Genomic DNA, 22,930 nt, shown 5'->3' with positions numbered 1-22,930 from the left:
TGGATTCGAAAAAGAAGGAGTAACAAACATGGGAACTTTATTATTAATTATCGCTTTAACTTTCGAAATTGCTTTTTCAATTTACTGTATGGTAACTAAGGAAGACCATAGAAAAATAAAAAATTATATTAGGATTGCTGCATTTATTGTATTTGTAATACTTACACTTTCCACTGTCATTGAGTGGAGCTTCCGCTGGGTAGTGCTTGGTATATTGCTTTTCCTATTAGCGGTAAAGGGGACAATTTCTCTTATCCGTAACAAGAGAAATACAAAAAAATATAAAACTTCTAAAATTGTATGGAAATCCATTGTAATGATACTTGTAACAATATTTGCAATAACGCCTGCAATTGTGTTTCCTCAGCATAAATCACCAAAAGTGACAGGTGAATATAAAGTTGCAACCGCTACTTACACATATACGGACAAAAACCGTATAGAGGAATTTACAGATAAGGGGCAACACAGAATGGTGAATGTGGAATTTTGGTATCCGAAAAATGCTGATGGAAAATACCCACTTTTGATATTCTCACATGGAGCATACGGTATTAAGGGTAGCAATAGCTCTACCTATACTGAACTTGCAAGCCATGGTTATATAGTCGTTTCCATCGATCATTCTTATCATTCCTTTATTACTCGTTCAGAGGATGGAACTGTTGCAATGATCAATTCCGATTATAGCAGAGAAATCGAGAATATGAATACAGGCGTCTACTCGAATGAAGAACTGTATAAACTCATTCAAAAATGGATGAAACTGCGAACAGACGATATGAATTTTGTAATAGATACAATCCTTAAAAAAGCTAACAGTAGCAATAACGCTTTTTATCAACATATCGATACAAAGAAGATTGGGGTATTCGGGCACTCAATGGGAGGTGCCGCAAGTGTTTGGCTTGGCAGAGAGCGCGATGATATTAGTGCTGTAGTAAATATTGATGCCCCATTCTTTAGTGAACTTGTTTATTACAAAGCAAATGATAATTTTGTGGCAAGCAGCAAAGCCTACACAGCCCCACTTTTTAACATTTATTCGGACGATGTTTGGGGACAACTAGATAGCACTCCTATTTATGTAGCGAACAAACTCAACAATAAAGAGTTCGAAGGAGCATACACTACTCATATTAAAGGGGCAAAACATTTAAGCTTGACTGATTTACCGCTTTTCTCACCAATACTGGCAAATATGCTGCAAGGTGGAAAAGCCAACATCGATCCATATTATTGTATTGAAACCGAAAATGAATTAATTCTTGAGTTTTTTGATTATGAATTAAAGGGCATTGGGCATTTTAATCCTAAGAAGACATATTGATTTTTTTACGAAATTGGCTGCCAACTTGTAATTTGTCGTTGTTGTTTATAATACTGCTGCTATTCAATGCAACCCATAGAGGCTGAACTAAAAACTAGTTTAGCCTCTTCTATCTAAATAGATTATTACTTTTAATAAAATGATTAGGATTGTCCCACTTCAAAATATCGTATTCTAATGTTTTCAATTTTATCCCACTTACTATTTTTATAGAAAAATACAACTCACCGCACCTGTTTCACCGGCAGTTTATTCACAAAAATAGAGAAACTAAAAAGTTACTACAAAACAGGGTTTAGTCACTCCTTGATCTTTGATTTCGACATAAATACTGTGGTAAGTGGCAGCTTTTTAGAAGCTATTAAAAATAGGTAAACAAACTGTTTCTTTTGGCGACTCCTTCACATATGATGCTAGAGGAGTTTTAATTAGCTCTCAAAAAGTATAATTGGAGAGTGATTCAATGGGATTTAGTCCAGAACTTATTGTAGATGTAGTTCCATTTGGTCCCGACCAAGAAACTATGAATAAAATAAAAAGTATCTGTTACAAACATCCTTCAGTCCAATCTTTATTACAGGGAACAAGACATCTGCTGCTAGCATTGGAATTGCTTGATCCTGAGGATATTCCCGGGAATCCATTAATAAGTAGTTCGAAAGATCCTCAACTTAGACCCCCCAGTAATTTTCAAGCCACATACTATGACTATACTAACAATCGAACAGTAATAGCCACTGGACCAATTCATTGTCCAGAACTACTCGAAGCCTCTCAATTAGATGCGCAGCCTTTGCCTAGTGCGGAGGAATTCGAGTTGGCGGTCAATATTGTTCGAGAGCATCCTGAGCTTGGCCGCTTCATTCAAGAAAATCTTATACGTCCTTACAGAGCAATGCCAGCTATTATCGATACAGAGGCTCGAAATGGTCGCATTGAAAGGACTCTTGCGGTTGGACTTCTCCCTATTAAAGATATTCAAGAAGGGAACAGGGGGCTCTTACATCAGATTGTCGGAGTTAATATGATCAGACGCGAAGTAATTATTTATGCAAAGGGTGCTCCGCCATCTTCCATTGCAAGTCTTCATATTTGTAAACCACCGCCTGATGCGAACCAACCTACAGTAAGAAGAGGAACAGCTGGTCAGGCCAAAATAACAGTGTCGCAAGGTGGTAAGGAAGTTTGGAATTTCCTTGCAGTGAGACCGGCTGCATCTTCCGGTATAGTTGGTTCAGGGATTGAACTTCGAGATGTGCTGTATCGAGGGAAAAAAGTATTGTCCCGTGCTCATGTACCAATATTGAATGTTCGTTATGTGAATGATATTTGTGGTCCTTACCGTGATTGGCAGTGGCAGGAAGGGCGGATTGAAGCAATTGGAACAGATATTGCTCCCGGATTTCGCATGTGCTCCACCCCGGCACGAACCATCCTTGATAATGGAACTGATGCCGGGAACTTTCTTGGTGTAGGAATCTATACAGAAGGAGAAGAATTGGTATTAGTAAGTGAATTGGAAGCTGGATGGTATCGATATATCAGTGAATGGCGTTTCCACAACGATGGTACTATCCGTCCTCGTTTTGGTTTTAGTGCAGTAGCCAATTCTTGTACATGCAATCCACATTTTCACCATGTATATTGGAGATTTGATTTTGATATTCGAGAAGCGAATAATAACTTTATACAAGAGATTAACGACCAAATTAGTACTGGAACATCTATTTTTCGAACAATGAATTATGAAATCAAAAGAACGCGTGACACTTTTCATAATAGAAAATGGCTAATTTCGAATAAATTAACAGGTGAAGGGTATTATTTGGTTCCTGGTAAGGGTGATGGCAAGGCTGATAGTTTTGGCGTTGGGGATGTATGGCTTCTAAATTATCATAGTAATGAGTTAGATGAATCCTCAATAACCTGTCCTGCGGTAGTTGTAGTATTAAGTTTATGTTCCGGAATTCGTTGGCTCTTCATCTGTGTCTCCTCCTTTCCATTTTTATTTTCTTCTTTTTCGATTAGGATATTCTTTTTCATTGATCGTTCCTAATTGGATTCATTCAAGTAAACACTCTTCTGGTGGAAAATCAATGAACCCCTCAATACTTGGCTGCCTCAGTGCTCCACCTTCTGTCCACTCGGCAAATTTAATCTTTACTGTCTTTTTCGGCCGTACCCAGATGGCATCCGTATGGCGTTGCGGCATTCTATCGAAAGGGAGATGGTCGGTTACTATTTCTTGTAAATCTTTCGTTAGCTCCTTCCAGTCATTCATTGTCATTTTTCCCGTTCCGGTGTGACCCACATAATACAGTCTTCCTTTAGAATCGTATAACCCAAGCAAAATGGAATTAACGGTATTATGTCTTAAAGTAAAACCCCCAATGACTGCGATGATATCCTGGAAGTTTTTCACCTTCAGCCAATCGTCCCTTTTCTTCCCAAATACATAGGGGGAATTTATCTTTTTTAGCACAATGCCCTCCATCTCTTGTTCCTTAACCGCTTCAAATAATTCTTGGGTCTGGCTGACAGACGGAACCAGCTGTATATGTTTATTAGGTATGATGATATTAGACAGCAGTTCGTTTCTTTCATGAAATGGCTTGTCATTGATCCAAACTCCATTCAAGTAGACAATGTCGAAAATCATATAAATAATCGGTACAGACTCTGCTGCGCTTCTTACACGATCAATATTTCTTAAACCATCTCTCCTCATGACTTGTCGAAAAGAAGGCTTACCATTTTCACCTAAAGAAATTACCTCACCATCTAATATCATGGATCTGCAGCTGCAATATTCACTAATGGTTGTAATCTCCGGATAGTGCATAGTCCGTTCATTCCTTTTGCGATTATAAAGCCGTACTTCACTACTATCTGCATATGTAAGAACCCGCACGCCATCCCATTTCACTTGTGCAATCCATTCTTCTCCAGTTGGGATGGTAACACTAGGAACCGGCTCCATCGGTAAAATAGGCTCCAGATTTATCACTCCAATTTTAAGATAAGCTGTTTTCACACATATTGTTGCTTTTCGTATATGGCTCTCCATCCTAATATAGACTTGGTTTCGTGGCGTCTTTTCTTAAGATGATTATGGATTTTTCACCATAGTAAAGATGGATATTAGGTTTTCGTCACCATAAGCAACAAAGTTTAAGAAAAGAGCCTTTAGATAATACATAGTTTTAACAAAGTCGATTGAAAATATAGAGAAAAAACAGGAGGTTATCTGGTGGAGGAAATTGTAGTGGATGGCAAAAGAATTGAAATTACACACCCTGACAATATCATATGGGAGCCGCAAAGGATAACAAAGATCGACTATCTACACTATTTAATAAATATGTCGCACTATCTGATCGAACATGCAAAAGACAGACTATTAATGGTGTGGCTTTATCCCCATGGAATAGCTGGCAAGAAAATCGAAAAAAGGTCAGTTCCTGAGTCCGCACCAGAATGGATCAGCCGTACTTTCTATAAAAACAAGGAGAGAATCCTATTAAATGACACTGCTACACTCGTTTGGGCAGCAAACTACGGTGCGATTGAATTTCACGTTCCATTTGATCGCTATGATAAGCCTGATTTCCCTATGGAAATGGTATTTGATTTAGATCCTCCAGATGATACAAGCTTTCATTTGGTAATAGAGGTGTCGTTGAAACTGGGGGAACTTCTTCAATCCCTCGGTCTTCTATCTGTACCAAGAACATCTGGTTCATCAGGGCTTCAAGTATTTATACCAATTGAGCCTATCTATACATTCGAACAAACAAGAAGAATAACTACTTTTATCGCAAATTATTTTCAGGAACAAATGCCGAATCAGATTACTCTTGAAAGGGTAGTTTCAAAAAGAGGAAACAAACTGTATTTTGATTACTTGCAGCTATGGAGAGGGAGAACCATGCCAGTCGTATATTCGCCTCGAGCCAAACGATGTGCAACTGTTGCGACCCCGCTGACCTGGTCTGAACTAGAAGGAGGTATACAACCTACAGAATTTACAATTTTAAATATAAAAAGAAGGGTAGACGAAAAGGGAGATTTGTTTAAACCGCTAACAACAGAGAAACACAATCAATCCCTTTGTGAAATTCTAAGCTTTATAGAAAGAAATAAAGTGTAGGCTCGATAATTAATTTAGATTTGAAACAGACTTATAAAAAGTCAATCCAGTGTTAAAGAGAGTGATTTAGTGGTCCAGATTCAAACCCACCTGAAACGAAGAAGGGCTGCCATAAAAGATATTTTTGAATCCTTTACGACTGCCCTTTTCCGTTTAATTGATACAATAAAAGAATTTATTTATTATTTTGAAGCAATTTTTATTACTTTAGATTTACTTTTGTTTCCGGCTTTGTCTTTAGCCACAATGGTTAGGCTTGTGCCTGTTTTTTGGGCTTTAATTTTCACGTTAAATTTTCCTTTTGAGTTTGCTTTTGCTTCCCCCAATAATTTTTTCTTATTGTAAACTTGTACAATAGCATCTTTTTCAGTTGTACCCGTTACTGATTTAGATTTTATTGTTACTTTATTTACTTTTGGAGCATTTGGAGCGGTTTTATCGATTACAGTAGTCGTACTTGCAACACTTACATTGCCTGCTTCATCAGTAGCTGTCACCTTAATTTTTGTACCTGCACTTAGCTTTGCTATTTTAAATTTATAGTTTCCATTTTTATCAGCTGTTGTCTGCTGGTGAAATTGCATTTCAAATTTCACTTGCTTATATTTTCCATTCACATACAATTTCACTACTGAATTAGCTTCTGCTTTACCAGTGATTGATCTTGCAGCATCATTTACCTTGTTAATGGATGGAGCACCTGGTGCAGTGAAATCTGGCATTTTTGTTAAAGATGGCAGACCAGAGATATAACCAATACCACCTGTTTTGTTAATACCAATTTGCTTGTCGATAGCTTTAAGTAGCTCTTGTTTATCTACAGCTGTAATGGACTTGCCATCTACTTCATCTCCAGGATGTTGGAAATTACTGAAAATGTATGAGAATCCATTACGGTCGTCTGCAGCAAATAATCCAGTTGCTTCCGCTCCTGCAGGGACAGATAAAATACGATCTAATTTTTTCGTATCTACGTTATAAGCCCAAACATAGTTATTTGTATGGGCACCACTATCCTCCCCAATAAATAGTGTTCTCATTGCTTCAGAGTAACTTAAGTTATCTGGATTAGCTACTTTATCTACATTCGCAGTATTTCCAAATGAATCAGCTTCTTTCAAATCTTCACCAACAACTAATCCAGACATCGACAATCCTACATAAGAGCTATTAATAGCCCGCCCTTCACTATCCTTTTGACTGCCTTGCAAATCTAATTGATAAGTAACACCAGCTTTGATTTTTGGTAATTGAATATGATCTGCTGGATCTTTTCCTGTTGAATCCTTTTCCATAGACTTACTTTGATCAGAAATGGCAATATATACTTTCTTATCCTTTTCGTTTAGTGTAACACCTTCCATTTTGTTAAATTCTGTAGTCGCACCTAGCATAGCAGCATAACGGCGGGATTCAAGGAAGGCTGCTGCTTTTTCTTTGCCAGGTTTAAGTTTTAGGTACTCTATTTTCCCTTCATTTGAGTATGTTTTTATAGCCGTGAAACCTTCTTTAGGAACATCTGAGGTTTCAAAAATATCATTGAATGTAATCCCACTATCAATAATATCTTTCACTTCTTTATCCGTTGCATGCCCTAAATTAATCCATTGTAAATCTCCTGAACCACCGTTTTCAGTACCTGTTTGTTTAAATGTAGCTGCATATAATGTGCCAGATGATAGATCTTTTTCTTTGTCGGCTACATACATAAACATTCCTGTATTGCCACCATCATCCCCGTAAAAAACAGTTTTGTTATCAGGCATTACTTTCGCTAACTCATGAGAGAATCGTCCTGTACTGTAATGTTTTACAACTGATGCTTTTCCGTTCTTATCTACTTTAATTTCAGGAGTGAAGCCATAGAAATACGGATTTGCCTTTGCTTCATCTCCAAAATAGAATTTAGCAAATGTCTCAACTTGACTTCTTACCTTTGAAGTTGAGTCTAAGAATAAACGTGCATCTGGTTCGTACTCTTCAGAACCTAAGTGTGTATTCCATGGAGATAATGATCCGTTACAAGGAATCCAAAGTCCATTTACTGCTGAAAAATCAATTTTTTCGACTTTTGCAGGAGTAAGCTCTCCTGTTTTTTTGTCCTGTTTCATCTCAGTTAAAGACATAGATGCTGGAACTAAACCGTATGCTGATTTACTAGCAGCATCAATAGTTTGATATTCATAATGTGTAATCATATACAGTTTGCCGTTAATAGGCATCAATAAGCTGTTTGAATCTGGAGCATCGGAGACAAAGTATCCTCCGGTTGTGCTGCTAGGATCCTTAATTGGATTTCCTTTTACATCAATTGGTGTTCCTGCAGGGATTTTCCCCCCTTTTACTGTTGCTACCTTATCTTCCGATTTAAATAGGTATTTGTAAGACAGTGGAAATGTTTTTACTTTTCCATTGTTATATTTCACTTCAACGGTTGCATTTGTATAAGTCTTTACCATTTCATCAATTGTAGCTGGGGCTTTCATTCCATTAAATTGAACAGATTCGATTTTAATATTTTTCTGAGTAGCCGCTTTTACCGGTGTTAATGCTGGAACAGTAATAGCTAAAGCAAGGGCAAAGGTAACTCCTTTTTTCACAAGTTTCCTATTAATCATCTAATAATCCCTCCTAGTAGATTTGCAAATTCTAATTCCATTAAACCTAATAATTGTTAATATAATATTAATTTTTTGTAATTGTATATTATTGTTCCTTTAAAATTTGGTTATTAGGGGCAATTATGGAAATGAAAAAGCCTGTTCATCCCCGATAATGTCGATTTATTCAACAAAATGCGAGTCATAACAAGCACTAATTTCCGTTTTTTAGTACAGTCGGCTCTCTGTAAAGGATTATAGGATAAGTTAAAATTAATATATTTGAAGATAAATTTTAGGAATGATATTTCTGCGTTAAAAAATAAATACCTCCTTTTGATGTATTACGGTGAACCTTAATACATCAAAAGGAGGTTTTAGTTTCAATATCTAATACTTATATATTATTCTTTTAATAGTTCTTAGAAATTTGAAGATACCCCAGCAAAGATACCTATTATTATTAAGATTAATATGATAATGCCATATATTGCACATCCAACAATACTAGTAACCAAACCAGCTACGGCCATACCTTTTCCGTTGTATTTGTATTGTTCTATTTCTCTAAAGGCTTTTTTGGAAAAAACTATTCCCACAATACCCAAAATTAACCCTACATACGGAATAACCAAAGATAATATACCTAATACTAGAGCTGTAATAGAACTACCACTTGTAGTATTTTGCTGATTTTCATTATTGTTTTTTTGTATATCCATATTTCTTTAACCTCCTTTTCAAAAATTTCTTGTTAACAAAAGAAAATTACATTATTTGGAATCCTTTTTGTTAATAATATGATAAACCTACAAAAATAATAATTAATAATTACATGTACATTATACCTAATAATATACAAAAATCTACACATTTCCCATAGTTGAAACGTTTTCCAATTATTATAATCTCATAATCCACATGATTCTGTCAGTTTTTATATGAAGCTTGAGGCCGGAATGATTATTACATTAGAACCTGGACCTTACATTATTCAACAAAGAATAGGAATTCGCACTTTCAATTTTCCTTAGTGCTTTAAAATTACATAATCTTTACAAATCCTTTACCTTAGCTTAAGCAGAAACAACAGATTTCTTAATACAATAAAAGAGAATTTACTATTTGTAGGGTTTGGATGGGGAATACCTTAACGTTTTAGATGATATTGATTGTTGGAACCATTATTTCATAGGAGTGGATTCATATGAAAATTGCATTTTTCAAAGATACATTCCACCGAAATATATAGAGTGACGCAATGGACTATGCTCTGACAAAAAAGCTGGAATCAACAAAATCTATATATCTACTTCACATACATTAAGTAACAACAAATGAGAGGATTGAGGAAAACATGCATGAACATTTCATAGCTTTTATATTAGGCATCGTAGAAGGGTTCACTGAATTTTTGCCAGTATCATCTACTGGTCATTTGATTTTAGTAGGTAGTCTATTAGGGTTCAAGGGGGATAAGGCAAATACTTTTGAAGTAATTATTCAACTTGGTTCTATGCTAGCTATTTTAGTTTTATATTGGAAAAGATACCTTTCCCTCTTAAATTTCAGCTCAATTGGAAAACCAGAAAAGAAATTAGATGCCATTCACATCATATTAGGAGTCATTCCTGCTGCAATAGCAGGGCTATTGCTACATGACTTCATTAAAAACCAACTTTTTTCCCCTAATGTTGTAGTATTTAGCCTTATAGCGGGAGCAATATTGATGTTATTTGCCGAAAAAAAACATAGAAAGTTCACCTCTAACACAGTTGATGAATTGAGTTATAAACAAGCTTTCACCATAGGACTATTCCAATGCTTAGCAGTAATCCCTGGTTTTTCTCGCGCTGGATCTACCATATCAGGAGGGTTACTAGTTGGGGCAAATCACAAAACAGCTGCAGAGTTTTCCTTTTTGGTTGCACTTCCTATTATGGTAGGTGCTACAGGCTTGGATTTTATTAAAAGCTTTCATTTTTTACATACAAGCGACATTCCTTTGTTCGCTATCGGTTTTATAACTGCATTTGTTGTAGCCATGTTAGTAGTGGTATTGTTCCTTAAAATACTAGCAAAGGTTGGTTTAAGCATTTTTGCTTATTACCGAATTGCATTAGCGGCCCTATTTTTTATCTTTGTAATTCTTTAATACTGGCCATTGTTTATCATTATTGGGCCGAGTCAATCAAACTCCGATAATTGAGATATTTACTAACATCTTTATGTTAAAAACAAAAATTTAATTTTTTAAATTGGCGGTAGCATTTTCAAGTTCTAAAGCATCGATTACATAGCAATTCAATATCTCCACTAGAAACTTCATTTACTTATGATACGATTCTCGGTAATGTATCTATGTGAGGTTTAAAAAGGTGCCTCAAGGGGCACCTGCTACTTTTCATGACTTATTTTCTAAACTTGCAAACACTTTGTAACTTCGTTATAAAGATGTTTCCAACTTTCAGATATGCTTGCAAGTTCACTTAAACTATTCAAGTAAAGCTTAATAATAAACTTTCCGAGTTTACTGCTGGGAGTAGTCTCCAGCGTATCCATGATCTGCTGCAATCTTTCATTCATAACCTGGACGGTTTCCACTTCAAATTCATCATTAGTATAATCATATGTAGCATGTTCATACGCATCTTTAAGATCAAAAGGTGCAGTTAATATATAGACAACGGAAGAAACAATTGGTTCAACAAATGGCGGATTGCTTTCTATGATTTCCGATGAAACCTGGTTTAACACAACAGTTTTTAATTTATTGATTACTTCTGACATTTAATTTGCACCCCACTTTATATAAATATTTGAACTTTGCATTCTAGGCTAAAAAACCACTTATGGTAAAAGGAAAATGCATTAGCATCCTTCAAATTTCATTATGATTATACAAAAAACTACGCAACTTTTATACCATTTAAAAAAATAATTTAACTGAGGTACACCCATATTTTGATATCAGTAAAGAGTTTCTAATGAGTAAGAAAAATCGTTAGGCAATAAAAGTATATAAAACACGATCCATTTGCTACTCATTATAATATTATCTCTTCAATAATCTACATTTTATCTCCTGAGCTATTACAGCCTCCATACTTAACGTTTAATATTGAGCTAAAGTTGAGTTAAGTTTGTTCATTTCCCAGCTTACCTATTACTATCTATTATTGTTTTTAATCTCTTCCTTAATAACGCGATGAACATTCGAAAGACTTTGATAATTATATTTAGATTCTAAAAATTGTTTTAAAGTTGCATTCAATTATTCATCATAGTTTGACTAAACTTATCTGATGATTTTTCGGATAAGATTGGTTCCTTAGATCTACCCTCAAATATCCAACTGCTCTGCGTTTTCTAGGTTTTGATAGGACATTATACATGTTAAATTCCTCCTTACTCCTTATGATAAGCGGGTCTTTTTTGAATGGCGAACATAAGCGAAAATTTTTCAATAACGTTTAAACTTTCGGTTTTTGACCATAAAGTAAATAAAGCTTTCGATTTTTTAAACAGAAAAGTATAATTTCCAGTGTACAAAAAAAGAACATTTACACTCTATTAGCGCAGTAATTCCAAAGAATATACGTATTCAAAATTTGGTTCTTTGTAATGCAGATATATTCCTTTAGTGGTTATTTTCCCGCTGTATTTTTTCGATAAAAAAAGCTGAAATCAAAAGATTTTCAGCTCTAAATTGCTTTCAAAAGAAAATTTTCTTCCTGTCACTCTTCATTAAATAAATTGTTTTTTCCTAATGGTATGGAACGTCCCGTATATAAAGAGAATGGATAGTACGGCAAATAACGGTACAGATAAGTAGACAAGAGGAACGGGATGTCCAAATACATTATATAAATTACCTGTATAAAATAGTGTTATGACCGACATTAACGCTGAGTAGGAAAAGTTCAAAGCGTTCATGAGCCAATGAAACTGACCGTAAGTTACCTGTATTAGTATATTAGGTAATCCTAATATGGCTGCACCCCAAATGATTCCTGACAATGAACTTTTGCTTTTGGACGATATAAACATGACTAAGGTGGAAAAAGCTAAAGCTCCAAACAAATAAATGAAGTATTCGATTAAAATGTATTGCCAAACTTTAAGCGTTAATAAAGTTCCATTAAATCCAGAAAGGTTGCGTATGGCATGGTTATATCCATAGTCCCCATAGAACAATAGATTCATCACTATACAAGCTAAGAAAAACAGAGAGGTCAATATAATGACATATAGAAACGAAACCACTAGTTTAGCTGTTACAATCTTTTTCCTACCATTTTTAGAACTTAATATAAACTGATACATTCCAGTAGAGTATTCCTTTGAAAAAATAGAGGAAATTCCAATCAGAATCATGACTGATATGATCAATGTTCCAATAAAGTCGGTATAACTTGTGACATTCTCCCATGCCTTCATGTAATAGAACTGCGGTTCTCCCATTTTAATTAGGTTTTCTAAATTATATTTTGCTTCCCTATATTCATAGCTTGATTTACTGAGAGTTTTCATTTGTTTTTCCAAGTTGCTTTTTTCTTCATGATAGTTTGCTAACATGTTCCCTGCTTGTGTAAAATCGGATAAAACATGTATTTTCTGCAAATCATTTTTTGAAATTCCATCTGTATTTTCGTTCAACATTTCTGTTAATTCCTGTTGTTTTTTTGTAACAAGCTGTGGGTTAATTTTTCCCTCGTAACCCTTATATAGGGCATAATCCTTGGCTGCTTCCCCATTTGTATTTAAATAAATAGATAATCCCAGAAAAATGAAAAGAAGCAATAAACCCACCCAATTCATTTTTTGCTTACACAATTTATATAGTTCAAATTTAACTAACTCCATAGCGGGTTACCTCTTCATCAAAATAATATAAATATAAATCTTCTAAATTTGGCACTTCCTTAGTCGCGTTCGCAGACGGTTTCTCATCTGAAATAATTCTGAGTGATACACCATCCATGTTTTTAACCATATTCCCTACTTTGTAATGTTCTTGAAAATGAAGCACTTTGCTTTCTTCGCTTTGAACATTCCAAACTTTTCCTCGTAACCCCGCCAAAAGCATTTGCGGAGTACTTTTTTGAATAAGTTCGCCATTTTTCAATATCAAAACCTCTTTAGCGATATATTCAATATCTGAAACAATATGTGTTGACAAGAGAACAATTCGGTCATAGGCAATTTGTGATAATAAATTGCGGAAGCGAATTCGCTCTTTTGGATCTAAACCCGCCGTTGGCTCGTCTACAATTAATACCTTGGGATCATTTAATAGTGCCTGGGCGATACCTACACGTTGCTTCATACCACCAGAGAATTTCCCAACTTTCACATTACGATGCTCCAGTAAATTGACCAAGCCTAATAGTTCCTCCACTTTCTTCTTCGCCTGTGTTTTCTCTAAACCTTTAAGAGCTGCTATATAAAGCAATAGTTTTTCGGCGGAAATATTTTGATAATAGCCTATATGCTGAGGGTGGTAGCCTAAAATGTCACGGTATCGTTCATCTAATACCTGAATATTTGTTCCGTTAAATAATATTTCCCCCGAAGATGGACGTAAAATACCAGCAAGCATCCTCATCAATGTTGTTTTTCCGCAACCATTTGCACCCAAAATACCATAAACTCCTGGTGTTAATTCTGTATTGATTTGATTTACAGCTATTTTTTCCCCAAATACCTTTGATAAATTATGAATAGTTAGCTTCAATGTGAATTCCCCTTTTGATTAATCTTATTTGCCAATTAAAAATGCTAACAGAGAATAGGATTAAACAGGCATAAACTGTCCAATGCACCGATTCAAAGAAAGTCATAACCCCAGGAATTTGTTGTAACATAAAAGAAATTCCGAACCAAAGAACCGGAAGAACCACTAGTGAACTCCACCCTCTGAATTTAAGCGATAACAACAATGAAATGGATGAAACGAAACAAAGTGGAATAATCCAAAAAACGGTTAATTTCCAAAAGACGAGGTTAGCCGATGTGACCTCTGCCAGTATGCAAAAAAGAATATTAAACCCAATATTTACCCCGCTGATCAAGGTTAGCTTTGCTAACAAAAGCTGTTTAGCAGAATATTTACAAGCTTGTTCCAGTTCCCACATTTTTAGTTCCCTTCCTTTCACTAGCTCAAATAAGCCAAATAGAAACGGTGTGGGTGAAATCACCAATAACGTAAAATAAGGGCTATAATTCGAATTTAAGTTGACACCAATTCCAATTATATAAACAACTAGTGAAAGAAAAATAAAAACGGGATTGAAGCTGTAAAAAAGCATATTCCACGTTTGCGATAAGTAGGATTGAATTGTTTTTCTTCTTTTTGGAACATAAAAACGCAATTCTTCAATCGTTTTAGATATTTCATGTTCTGTTGGAGTTTCAATCGTGAAGTTTTTTAAGAGATCTGAAATCTCATGATCATCCATTTCATAATCGTTTGGAATTCGTTTCATTCTGTTCCCTCCTTAGTAGGATGCTTAATTTTTGAAGCCCCTGCTTCAACCGTGATTTTACGGTTGATTCATTTGCAGAGGTTATCTCAGCAATTTCTTTGATTTTTAAATCGTGAAAGTACTTGAGTAATATTGCCTCTTTTTGAACTACCGACAGTTGGTTTAAGGCTTGGCTAATTTCCTCCCGTTCCTGGTTCTTTTCATATAGATAGGTAACATTGGTTTGGTGATTGGTATGTGTATCCTCATATTCACTTTCCATTTGGGAGGAAACGAAGGAACGGCTTTTTATATAGTCACGGAAATGATTTGTCGCGATTTTTAAAAGCCAGTGCGCAAACTCGCCTGAGCTCGAATACAACTTGATTTTAGATAACATTTTAATGAAAATCTCTTGAGTTAAATCATAAGCCGTATCTTTATTATTCGTCTTTCGATACATATAAGCATAAACAAGAGAATAGTGTCGTTTTACTAGTACCTCCATAGCCGATTGGGATCCATTTATAATGTCATCAACTAGTTCTTGATCTGTCATCATATTTTCACCTCTCTGCATACATTAACGATTTTTCAAATGAAATAGTTTTAAAGTTTTAAAAATAATTTTATAAAGCTTTCCATTTTTAAATAACACAAAAAATGAACACACTGTTATCTATACATGTGTTCATTTTAAGTAATTTCTATTTTAATTCAGGTTACCTCTACTTGTCTGTCATAGCTTTAATTTTCATTTAATGATCGCTCTTTTTCTTTCCGTCAGTGAATATTAAGAACCAAAGAAATAACTACAAAGGATTTAGATCTATTGTTGTTCATAATATTATCTTGATTATCGAATTTCCTGTTTCCATAAATAGTTAAATAAAAGACAATTCTTAACAGACAATCGATTCCTACAACTAATCAAAACTCTATGTTTCAATAAGTATGTTGCATGATTCTTCCCTAAAGCGATAAGAGCAGACTGTGTAAAGGTGATAAATATGGATGCGGAAATTGGCACCAAGGCAAATAGGTACACCGTCAATTTGTACTATTTGCGGACCTAAAAGTAATCTTCTTCACCATAATCTTCTAAATCTACAATTACTTTTTGCTTTGTTTTTTGTTCAGAAGTAAATTCCTCTTCAAATTTTGATTCAAAGGAAAAACTGCCGCCTTATCTTCCAATTTTTTTGCCTCTATTTATGATACGGTTCCCCCCTATTAATCCGAAACGCCCGATACACTTGCTCCACCAGCACCAACCGCATCAGCTGGTGTGGAAGTGTCATCTTCGAAAAAGATAAACGCTCATTAGACCGTGACAAGACCTCCGAACTTAGTCCTAGTGATCCACCAATCACAAATGCTATTTTGCTCTTCCCATATGTTGCGAGCTTGTCCAAATCGTCAGCCAATTCCTCGGAACTTTTCATTTTCCCCTGTATCGCCAAGGCAATTACATAAGTATCTTGGGTAATTTTGGACAGGATTCGCTCTCCTTCTTTTTGTTTCACTTGCTCCATTTCGATTTCGCTTAAGACTTCGGGCGCTTTTTCGTCTGGAACCTCGATAATTTCCACTTTTGCATATGCTGTTAATCTTTTTAAATATTCATCAATTCCTTGTTTTAAATACTTTTCTTTCAGTTTTCCAACTGCAATTATTGAGATATTCACAATTAATCCCCACTTTACAAACAGATTACAAACAAGATATCCACAGAACTTATCCACATATCCACAATTTCTATCCACATTTTGTGTAGGAATATTTGTTCTCCACAATATATATTAACCTATACACAGCTGTGGATAAGTAATATAGTCCCAGTTTCACTTTAATATTTATTGAATTTTGGACAAAATCTCACCCTTTTTACCTAAAAATGAAATTTTCCCTTAATATCACACCAATAATAACACAAATGATTCATCCACAAAAAAAATACAGGAGATATTATCTCCTGTATTTATCCACAACCGATTACATTCTTGATTCATTTGATAATTTAACGGTTACTTCTTGTAATTTTCCGCTTCTATAGAACTTAATAATCATTGTATCTCCTGGTTGCTTTTTATCGTATAAATATTTTCTTAACTCTAGAGTATTACGTACTTTATGACCATCTAATTCCGTAATTACGTCGAGTTCTCTTAAACCTGCAGCAGCAGCAGGAGAATGAGGGACAACTGATTCAATCATAATTCCATCGGTAACATTCTTTGGTAGATGCAATGTTTCTTGTTGGTGATAAGCCGGAATATCACTGACATCCTGTAACTGTACTCCAATAGAAGGTCTAGTGATCTTTCCAAACCTCTCAAGCTTTGTAATGATTGGCTCGGCATAATTAATTGGTATAGAGAATCCGATACCTTCCACCGCTTCCTGCGCGATTTTCATTGAGTTAATTCCAACTACTTGGCCTGCAACATTAATGAGTGCTCCACCGCTATTTCCCGGGTTGATAGCAGCATCTGTTTGAATAACTTCTGACGACCAATCCTCAACACCATCATTATTAATATCCACCGGCACTGTACGATTAATACCGGAAACAATTCCTTGTGTAACGGATCCCGCAAATTGTTCCCCTAGTGGGTTACCAATAGCAATAACCGGCTCCCCAAGCTTTAATTTATCAGAATCTCCAAATTGAGCGATTGTAGATACTTTTGAACCATCTACTTCGACTACAGCTAAGTCTGTCCAAACATCACTACCTAATAACTTTGCAGGTAGCTTTGTTCCATCCGATAGTGTCACTTCAAGCTGATCAGCCCCTTCTACAACGTGGTTATTTGTTACGATGTAGGCTTTTCCATTTGCTTTTTTATAAATCACACCTGATCCGGAACCTGCCTCTTGTTGGGTAGACTTTTTGCCACCACTCATTCCGTTGTCTTGACTCCAAAAGCCCTGTGATTGAATATTAGAGATTCCAACTACAGCCTTTTCTGCTATGCCGACAGCTTTTGTAATATCGGTTGTAACATTAAGAGATACATTCTTCCCTTGAACATTATTTTTGTTGGTAAAAGCGGTTGTTGACTCCTCTTGAGTGTTTTGATTGGTCTTTCCACCGAAATTAGGGAAAACAAGCAGTACAATAAGGGCACCTATAATAACTCCAATTAAGCTGGAAATTAAGTATCCGCCTTTATTGCCTTTTTCGTTTCTATAACGGCTTTGTCCGTGGTCGTCCTGATCATAATAACCCATATCAATCATTCCTTTCTCCAAAGATCGGCTCATATTATTTTACCTATATATGCTAATATTATAATCAGCATTTATTAAAAATTAATTAAAACAGCTTAAGAATTACCAATTTATATTTTTAGAAATAAATAAAAAAGGCGGAGAGCAAACCAAACGGATTAACCTCTCCACCTTATCATTTCCAATAGCTGTTTTCGTATAATGTATTAATTCTAATATAGCCTTAGATTCGGAGGATCTTTTATTTATACTCAACAAAAGCATCGGATTGTTTTTCACAAGAGCAACATTGTTTAAGTCCCAAAACTATTTATCTATGAAAAATTATTTAAACCGCTGTTAATGGGGTTGGAATTTTTGGATCTGTATCAAATAGATCGAAGGATTCCCCCACAATCAGGCCCCTTGATTGCAATGTTTGTGTTACACTCATTCTTGCTAAATCTTTTAGATTATTGTCCAAGCTCAAATGGGATAAATATATGCGCCTCGTTTTATCTCCAATAACATCGCTCATGGCAATAGCTGCATCCTCATTCGAAACATGGCCAACATCACTTAAAATACGCCTTTTTATATTCCAAGGATATTTTCCCATCCGGAGCATTTGAACATCGTGATTACTTTCAAATATATAGACATTTGCATTGGAGATAATGCCTTTCATTCGGTCGCTTACATAGCCAGTATCCGTAATTAATACTATTTTTTTATCTCCTTCATGAAAGATGTAAAACATCGGTTCCGCAGCATCGTGTGAAACACCAAATGATTCTATACTTAAGCCACCAAATGATTTTACATCCTCCATATCAAATGTAAATTTTTGATCTACTGGAATATCGCCTATTAATCCATCCATTGCAGCCCATGTTTTCTGATTTGCATACACTGGCAGCTTATATTTCCTGGCTAGAACGCCCACGCCTTTAATATGGTCACTATGTTCATGTGTAACAAGTATTCCGTTCAGATTCTCAAGTTTGCGATCAATTTTTTGAAACAAAGCTTCCATTTGCTTCCCGCTGAAGCCGGCATCAACCAAAAAAGCGTGTTCATTTGTTTCAACATATGTCGCATTTCCTGTGCTTCCACTGGCAAGCACACTAAAATGCAGGCTCATCTATTTCACTCCTGTATTAATAATCTCCTGGTTCATTTTGTTTAGCCTTAAGGTCGCCTTTTATATTTGGCTTCTCCTTTAACTGTGTACCATCATTAGAATTCGGATCATCTAAATTACCGTTATCATTCATTTCGAAGACTTGTCCTTCAAATGCATCAACGAAAAAGTCCTCTGTTTTGCCGTCATTTACTACCGCAAAATACCATGTAGGAACTAGTAATTGTAGCTCTGATGATTGTATCCGCGTATAGTAACCTAATTCAGGCTCTAGAATCTTGCTTTTCCGTTTTAGCATCCCTTTATTATGGAGGGTATCAATGGCTTTAATGGCTGCCCAAACATCCCCTTCCTTTACCTCATCCTCTATGTTCAACAATGTTTGCTCATAAGAAACAATTTCATTTTTATCGTTCAGATAAAAAATGATATGACCACTTATATTTTTAAAAATTGGCATGTCCTTATAAGTTTGAATGTAATTTATTTGCTTCATGTCTTTATCATATTTCCAAAAGGTATACTGGTCATTATATAAGATATTCTTATCCTTCAAGACCTTGTCTATCGAAGTCTTATCTATTTTTCCGGAAATGGCAATAGGTTTATTAAAATATGAAGTAATATCTGTTCCATCCTTTGTAATTAAGGCGGATTGATTTACGAGCCTTTTGATATCTTTACTCGTAAATATTTTTGATTTAGCCCTTAAATATTGGCTTCTTATCTTGTCTGTTGGAAGTCTATCATATGTTATTTCATCCGCTTTTAATCGATCTTCATCCGAAGCGTTTTGAATGACATCGTATTGACTTTTTGAATACTTATTAAACAACTGGGTTGCCAAAAAGAGATCAAGTATTAAGAAAACAATAATAAACATTGTTTTTGTTTTACTCCATTCCATTTTGAACCCTCCCTATCTCAGAGGCTGGGGACCAAGTACCTTGATAAAGGCAATACCACTTTGGTTCAAAGGAAAGGACATCTGATGTTTTTGGATCCTTCTGTAATTGATAGCCTATAGCAAGATCCTGAATGTCATCTTTCCGGACATTTGAATTAGCTAATAGATCCTTTAAAACTGTCTTCCCGGATTCAAGATACTTTTTAGACGGAGTATTTACCGGAACGTCAAGAAGAGATACATATGGTCGCTGATACTGAAAAATATCGTTATCTCCCCAAAATTGCTGAATCTCCGCCATATCCTCCGAATTGAAAACAGGATACCCGTCCATATACAATCGGAAAATAACCTCATGATTACTATTATCTAAATCAAAATATCGGTATTCATCTGTCCAACCGCCATGATCATTAACAAAGTCGATGCTTTGTTTTAAAAGAATTCTTGGATCAGATGTATAGGAAAGATTCTCCGATGAAGGATTTACAAAGTATAGCATATTATTTTTCAAATCGGCTTTCATCAAGCTAGTGCTATTAATATATTCTATTTTATCTGTTGACTCACTTTTTTGAACAGAATTAGGGTCGCTAAATAATCTTTTCTTAAAGCTTTCTAGTTCATCCTTATCCTTCACCGAAAATTTATAGCTCCACATTTGTGTCTGGGACTTCGGCACAAATGTATAGTGATTTCTTCCAAGCTCAATCGATTCATATGGCTGATATTCGCTTTGTTTCTGTTTTGTTTTATTCCAAAACGATTGAATCTCATTAATACTAATGGATGAGCTTGCAATTTTCCGGTTTTCCGTATCGATAAAATAAACATTCCGTTCTTTTTGAGTGCCCTTTTCAAAATCGATAACAATGCGGTCAAAATATACATTGGATGTTTGTTTTTTATTAATTTGAAGAATTGCCTTATAGACTTCAAACGGGATACGATTTGGAAAGTCAATTTCCATATGATTATCCTCTTGAATAAAATAACGAAGCTCCGTTTCACTGAATGTTTTTTGATTTCCAATATCAAAGAAATGCCACTTCTGAAGCTCCTTAATAACACGCTCTATTTCCGTATCATCTACCGTACCTAGATGAGTATGATTTTGATGCAGCAAAATTTTATTAGGTTTAATGATATCCTGAATTTTTTTTACATCTGAAATCGGGGTATTGATAACATCCTTACTAATCGGATCATAACCTGGCTTGTATGTCCAAATAGACCAAGTTAAATATATGCTTCCAGCAACCAATAAGGACAAAATAATGGTTTTTACTGTTTCAAATTTCATGACCAATCATCCTCTAATGAACGGTCGAATGGAAGGGATATCGTGATAGTTGTCCCTTTTCCTTCAACACTTTTTGCAGAAATCGTACCACCATGTGCTTCCACCATTTCCTTGGCAATGGCGAGTCCCAGGCCAGTTCCGCCCATTTGACGTGTACGTGCCTTGTCCACACGATAAAACCGTTCAAAAATTTTCTTAAGCTTATCCTTTGGTATCCCTAAACCTTGATCAGAAATACTTATATCGATAGTTTCTTCCTGTGCCTTTACTCTAAACGTTATTTGCCCACCTTCTGGTGAGTATTTAATCGCATTCGAAATGATATTATCTAGAATCTGTGTCATTTTATCTTCATCTAACTCTACAAATAATGCTTCATTCGGAAGCTTTCGTTTAAGAGTAATATGTTCCGGTTTGGTCATTTCAAAACGGTCAATGATATGATGAAAGAATTCGATAAAGTTTATCCAATCTTTATTTAATGGATCATCCTCTCTATCCATCTTGGATAGCTTAAATAAATCATTTACCATACGAATCATACGCTCTGTTTCATTTTGTGTGACGCTTAAAAAGCGCGGAGCTATTTCCTTGTCCTGCCATACACCATCCGCTAATGCTTCCAAATAGCTTCTCATTGTTGTTAACGGTGTCCGCAATTCATGGGATACATTTGCTACGAATTCCCTGCGTTCCATATCAATTTTTTCTTGCTCCGTAATATCATGAAGCACAATGATAAGACCACTTACAAAGCCTGTTTCGCTTTGTATAACAGAAATATTTCCTCTTAAAATATATGGTTCTTCTTCTGTGCTAAAGTCCAAAATAATAGACTCTTGTTCATGCAGCAAATCCTCAAAATTGTGATCATCTTTTATTCCCAGTACATCAACTAAGTTTTGAGAAAGAACTGTTTCACGTGAAACATCTATCATTTCAGTTGCAGCATCATTAATAAGGATAACTCTCCCTCTGCGATCTGTGGCTATCACACCATCTGTCATATAAGATAATACAGAAGTTAATTTCCTTCGTTCACCCTCTGTTGTTGCTTGAGCCTCTTGAAGCTTTTTGGTCATGTGGTTAAAGGAAGAGGCGAGCTGTCCTATTTCATCATTCCCGTATATCTTAACCTTCCGGGAGAAGTTCCCTTTTGCCATCGCCATTGCTTGCCTTCTCATATCGGCTATCGGTCTTGTGATGGTTTGAGCTAATACAATCCCTAAAATAGCTGTTAACACAACTGCAATCGCAGTACCTGTTGTAAAAATGTTGTTGATTTCATCTAACTGATTATATACAGATTCAATTTTTGTCACTAAATATATATATCCGTATATTTTCCCGTTAGATGTAATAGGAGATGTCAGTACCCAAATCCTTTTTCTAGAGGAACTGTCAAAATAAATTTTATCCTGTTTCTCTTCTGTGCTTATAGCTAATTTGACTAAAGTGTCCGTCGTCTTCTGCCCAACCAATCCTTGATTATCGGAATCAGAAGTACCTAAAATTACACTTCGATTATTTATCACTCTTACTTCTGCAATATCGGAGCCAATATTTCCGGATAATATCTTTTTAATCTTGGTGGAAGAATCTTGATCTTCCTTATCCTTCAATACCTCCGAAAGGCTGTATTTCATTGTATCTGCTCGCAGTTCAATGGAGTCTTTAAAGTTTTTTACAAGCTTATCCTCTAGCTTATTTACAAAGTAAACACCAATGATCTCCATGGCAAACAAGATTAATAAAATATAAATTAATACAAACTTCAAATGAATAGATTGCAAAAAACCAACTTTTTTCATTA

Annotated in this window: 18 protein-coding genes; 4 read left to right on the top strand and 14 right to left on the bottom strand. The window is 35.3% G+C overall.

The genetic code is table 11. The annotated features are described in order from the left end of the window. The first annotated feature begins 28 nt into the window (after positions 1–28). Positions 29–1,330, top strand: a complete 1,302-nt coding sequence (locus KHA87_RS18395) for an alpha/beta hydrolase family protein (RefSeq protein ID WP_213095647.1) — start codon at positions 29–31, stop codon at positions 1,328–1,330. A 463-nt stretch (positions 1,331–1,793) separates the two neighbouring features. Beyond that, positions 1,794–3,386, top strand: coding sequence for a hypothetical protein (locus tag KHA87_RS18390; protein ID WP_213095646.1), 1,593 nt, complete (start codon positions 1,794–1,796; stop codon positions 3,384–3,386). Positions 3,387–3,392: 6 nt separating this feature from the next. On the opposite strand, the gene ligD (KHA87_RS18385) is transcribed toward KHA87_RS18390, so the two are convergent. Beyond that, positions 3,393–4,364: a non-homologous end-joining DNA ligase gene (ligD, locus tag KHA87_RS18385; RefSeq protein ID WP_349305600.1), complete on the bottom strand. Its 972-nt coding sequence runs from the start codon at positions 4,362–4,364 to the stop codon at positions 3,393–3,395. A gap of 216 nt (positions 4,365–4,580) precedes the next feature. On the opposite strand from ligD (KHA87_RS18385), the gene ligD (KHA87_RS18380) reads away from it, so the two are divergent. Beyond that, complete coding sequence (ligD, locus tag KHA87_RS18380; RefSeq protein WP_349305599.1) at positions 4,581–5,480, top strand: non-homologous end-joining DNA ligase; 900 nt, start codon at positions 4,581–4,583, stop codon at positions 5,478–5,480. 182 nt (positions 5,481–5,662) lie between these two features. On the opposite strand, the gene KHA87_RS18375 is transcribed toward ligD (KHA87_RS18380), so the two are convergent. Beyond that, complete coding sequence (locus KHA87_RS18375; RefSeq protein ID WP_213095645.1) at positions 5,663–8,098, bottom strand: Ig-like domain-containing protein; 2,436 nt, start codon at positions 8,096–8,098, stop codon at positions 5,663–5,665. Between the two features lie 404 nt (positions 8,099–8,502). Continuing rightward, entirely contained in the window at positions 8,503–8,802 is a 300-nt protein-coding gene (locus KHA87_RS18370) for a DUF4190 domain-containing protein (protein WP_213095644.1), read from the bottom strand. Between the two features lie 635 nt (positions 8,803–9,437). Between KHA87_RS18370 and bacA the strand changes: the two genes are divergently transcribed. Further along, the gene (gene bacA / locus KHA87_RS18365) at positions 9,438–10,235 is read left to right on the top strand and encodes an undecaprenyl-diphosphate phosphatase (protein WP_213095643.1); all 798 of its coding nucleotides are present in this window, start codon (positions 9,438–9,440) and stop codon (positions 10,233–10,235) included. Positions 10,236–10,498: 263 nt separating this feature from the next. Here the strand turns inward: bacA and KHA87_RS18360 are convergent, their stop codons facing one another. The 11 genes from KHA87_RS18360 to walK all read right to left on the bottom strand — a co-directional run bounded on the left by KHA87_RS18360 (position 10,499) and on the right by walK (position 22,928). Continuing rightward, positions 10,499–10,870 (bottom strand): hypothetical protein, encoded by a 372-nt coding sequence (locus tag KHA87_RS18360; protein WP_213095642.1) that lies wholly within the window; start codon positions 10,868–10,870, stop codon positions 10,499–10,501. A gap of 957 nt (positions 10,871–11,827) precedes the next feature. Next, positions 11,828–12,946, bottom strand: coding sequence for an ABC transporter permease (locus KHA87_RS18355; RefSeq protein ID WP_213095641.1), 1,119 nt, complete (start codon positions 12,944–12,946; stop codon positions 11,828–11,830). After that, complete coding sequence (locus tag KHA87_RS18350) at positions 12,933–13,817, bottom strand: ABC transporter ATP-binding protein (protein ID WP_213095640.1); 885 nt, start codon at positions 13,815–13,817, stop codon at positions 12,933–12,935. The genes KHA87_RS18355 and KHA87_RS18350 overlap by 14 nt, the downstream gene beginning before the upstream one ends. Further along, positions 13,798–14,568 carry a hypothetical protein gene (locus KHA87_RS18345; protein WP_213095639.1) on the bottom strand — a complete coding sequence of 257 codons (771 nt, stop codon included), beginning with the start codon at positions 14,566–14,568 and terminating at the stop codon, positions 13,798–13,800. Before KHA87_RS18345 ends, KHA87_RS18350 begins: the two co-directional genes overlap by 20 nt. Beyond that, on the bottom strand, positions 14,543–15,109 hold the full coding sequence (locus KHA87_RS18340) for an RNA polymerase sigma factor (protein ID WP_213095638.1): 567 nt from the start codon (positions 15,107–15,109) through the stop codon (positions 14,543–14,545). Before KHA87_RS18340 ends, KHA87_RS18345 begins: the two co-directional genes overlap by 26 nt. Positions 15,110–15,755: 646 nt before the next feature. Then, a complete protein-coding gene (gene rlmH, locus KHA87_RS18335) occupies positions 15,756–16,235 on the bottom strand; it encodes a 23S rRNA (pseudouridine(1915)-N(3))-methyltransferase RlmH (RefSeq protein ID WP_213095637.1) in 480 nt (159 codons plus the stop codon). A 307-nt stretch (positions 16,236–16,542) separates the two neighbouring features. Then, a complete protein-coding gene (locus KHA87_RS18330) occupies positions 16,543–17,784 on the bottom strand; it encodes a S1C family serine protease (RefSeq protein WP_283249470.1) in 1,242 nt (413 codons plus the stop codon). A 328-nt stretch (positions 17,785–18,112) separates the two neighbouring features. Further along, positions 18,113–18,907, bottom strand: coding sequence for an MBL fold metallo-hydrolase (locus KHA87_RS18325; RefSeq protein WP_213095635.1), 795 nt, complete (start codon positions 18,905–18,907; stop codon positions 18,113–18,115). Positions 18,908–18,923: 16 nt separating this feature from the next. After that, positions 18,924–19,814: a two-component system regulatory protein YycI gene (locus KHA87_RS18320; protein ID WP_213095634.1), complete on the bottom strand. Its 891-nt coding sequence runs from the start codon at positions 19,812–19,814 to the stop codon at positions 18,924–18,926. Next, positions 19,801–21,117 carry a YycH family regulatory protein gene (locus tag KHA87_RS18315; RefSeq protein WP_213095633.1) on the bottom strand — a complete coding sequence of 439 codons (1,317 nt, stop codon included), beginning with the start codon at positions 21,115–21,117 and terminating at the stop codon, positions 19,801–19,803. The genes KHA87_RS18320 and KHA87_RS18315 overlap by 14 nt, the downstream gene beginning before the upstream one ends. Next, positions 21,114–22,928, bottom strand: coding sequence for a cell wall metabolism sensor histidine kinase WalK (walK, locus tag KHA87_RS18310; protein WP_213095632.1), 1,815 nt, complete (start codon positions 22,926–22,928; stop codon positions 21,114–21,116). Before walK ends, KHA87_RS18315 begins: the two co-directional genes overlap by 4 nt. Positions 22,929–22,930: the final 2 nt, after the last annotated feature.

This window comes from Bacillus sp. FJAT-49736, assembly GCF_018343615.1.
Lineage (GTDB): Bacteria > Bacillota > Bacilli > Bacillales > Bacillaceae_C > Margalitia.
Note: the sequence above shows the minus strand (reverse complement) of the source record. Positions and strands in the feature narration are given on the sequence as shown.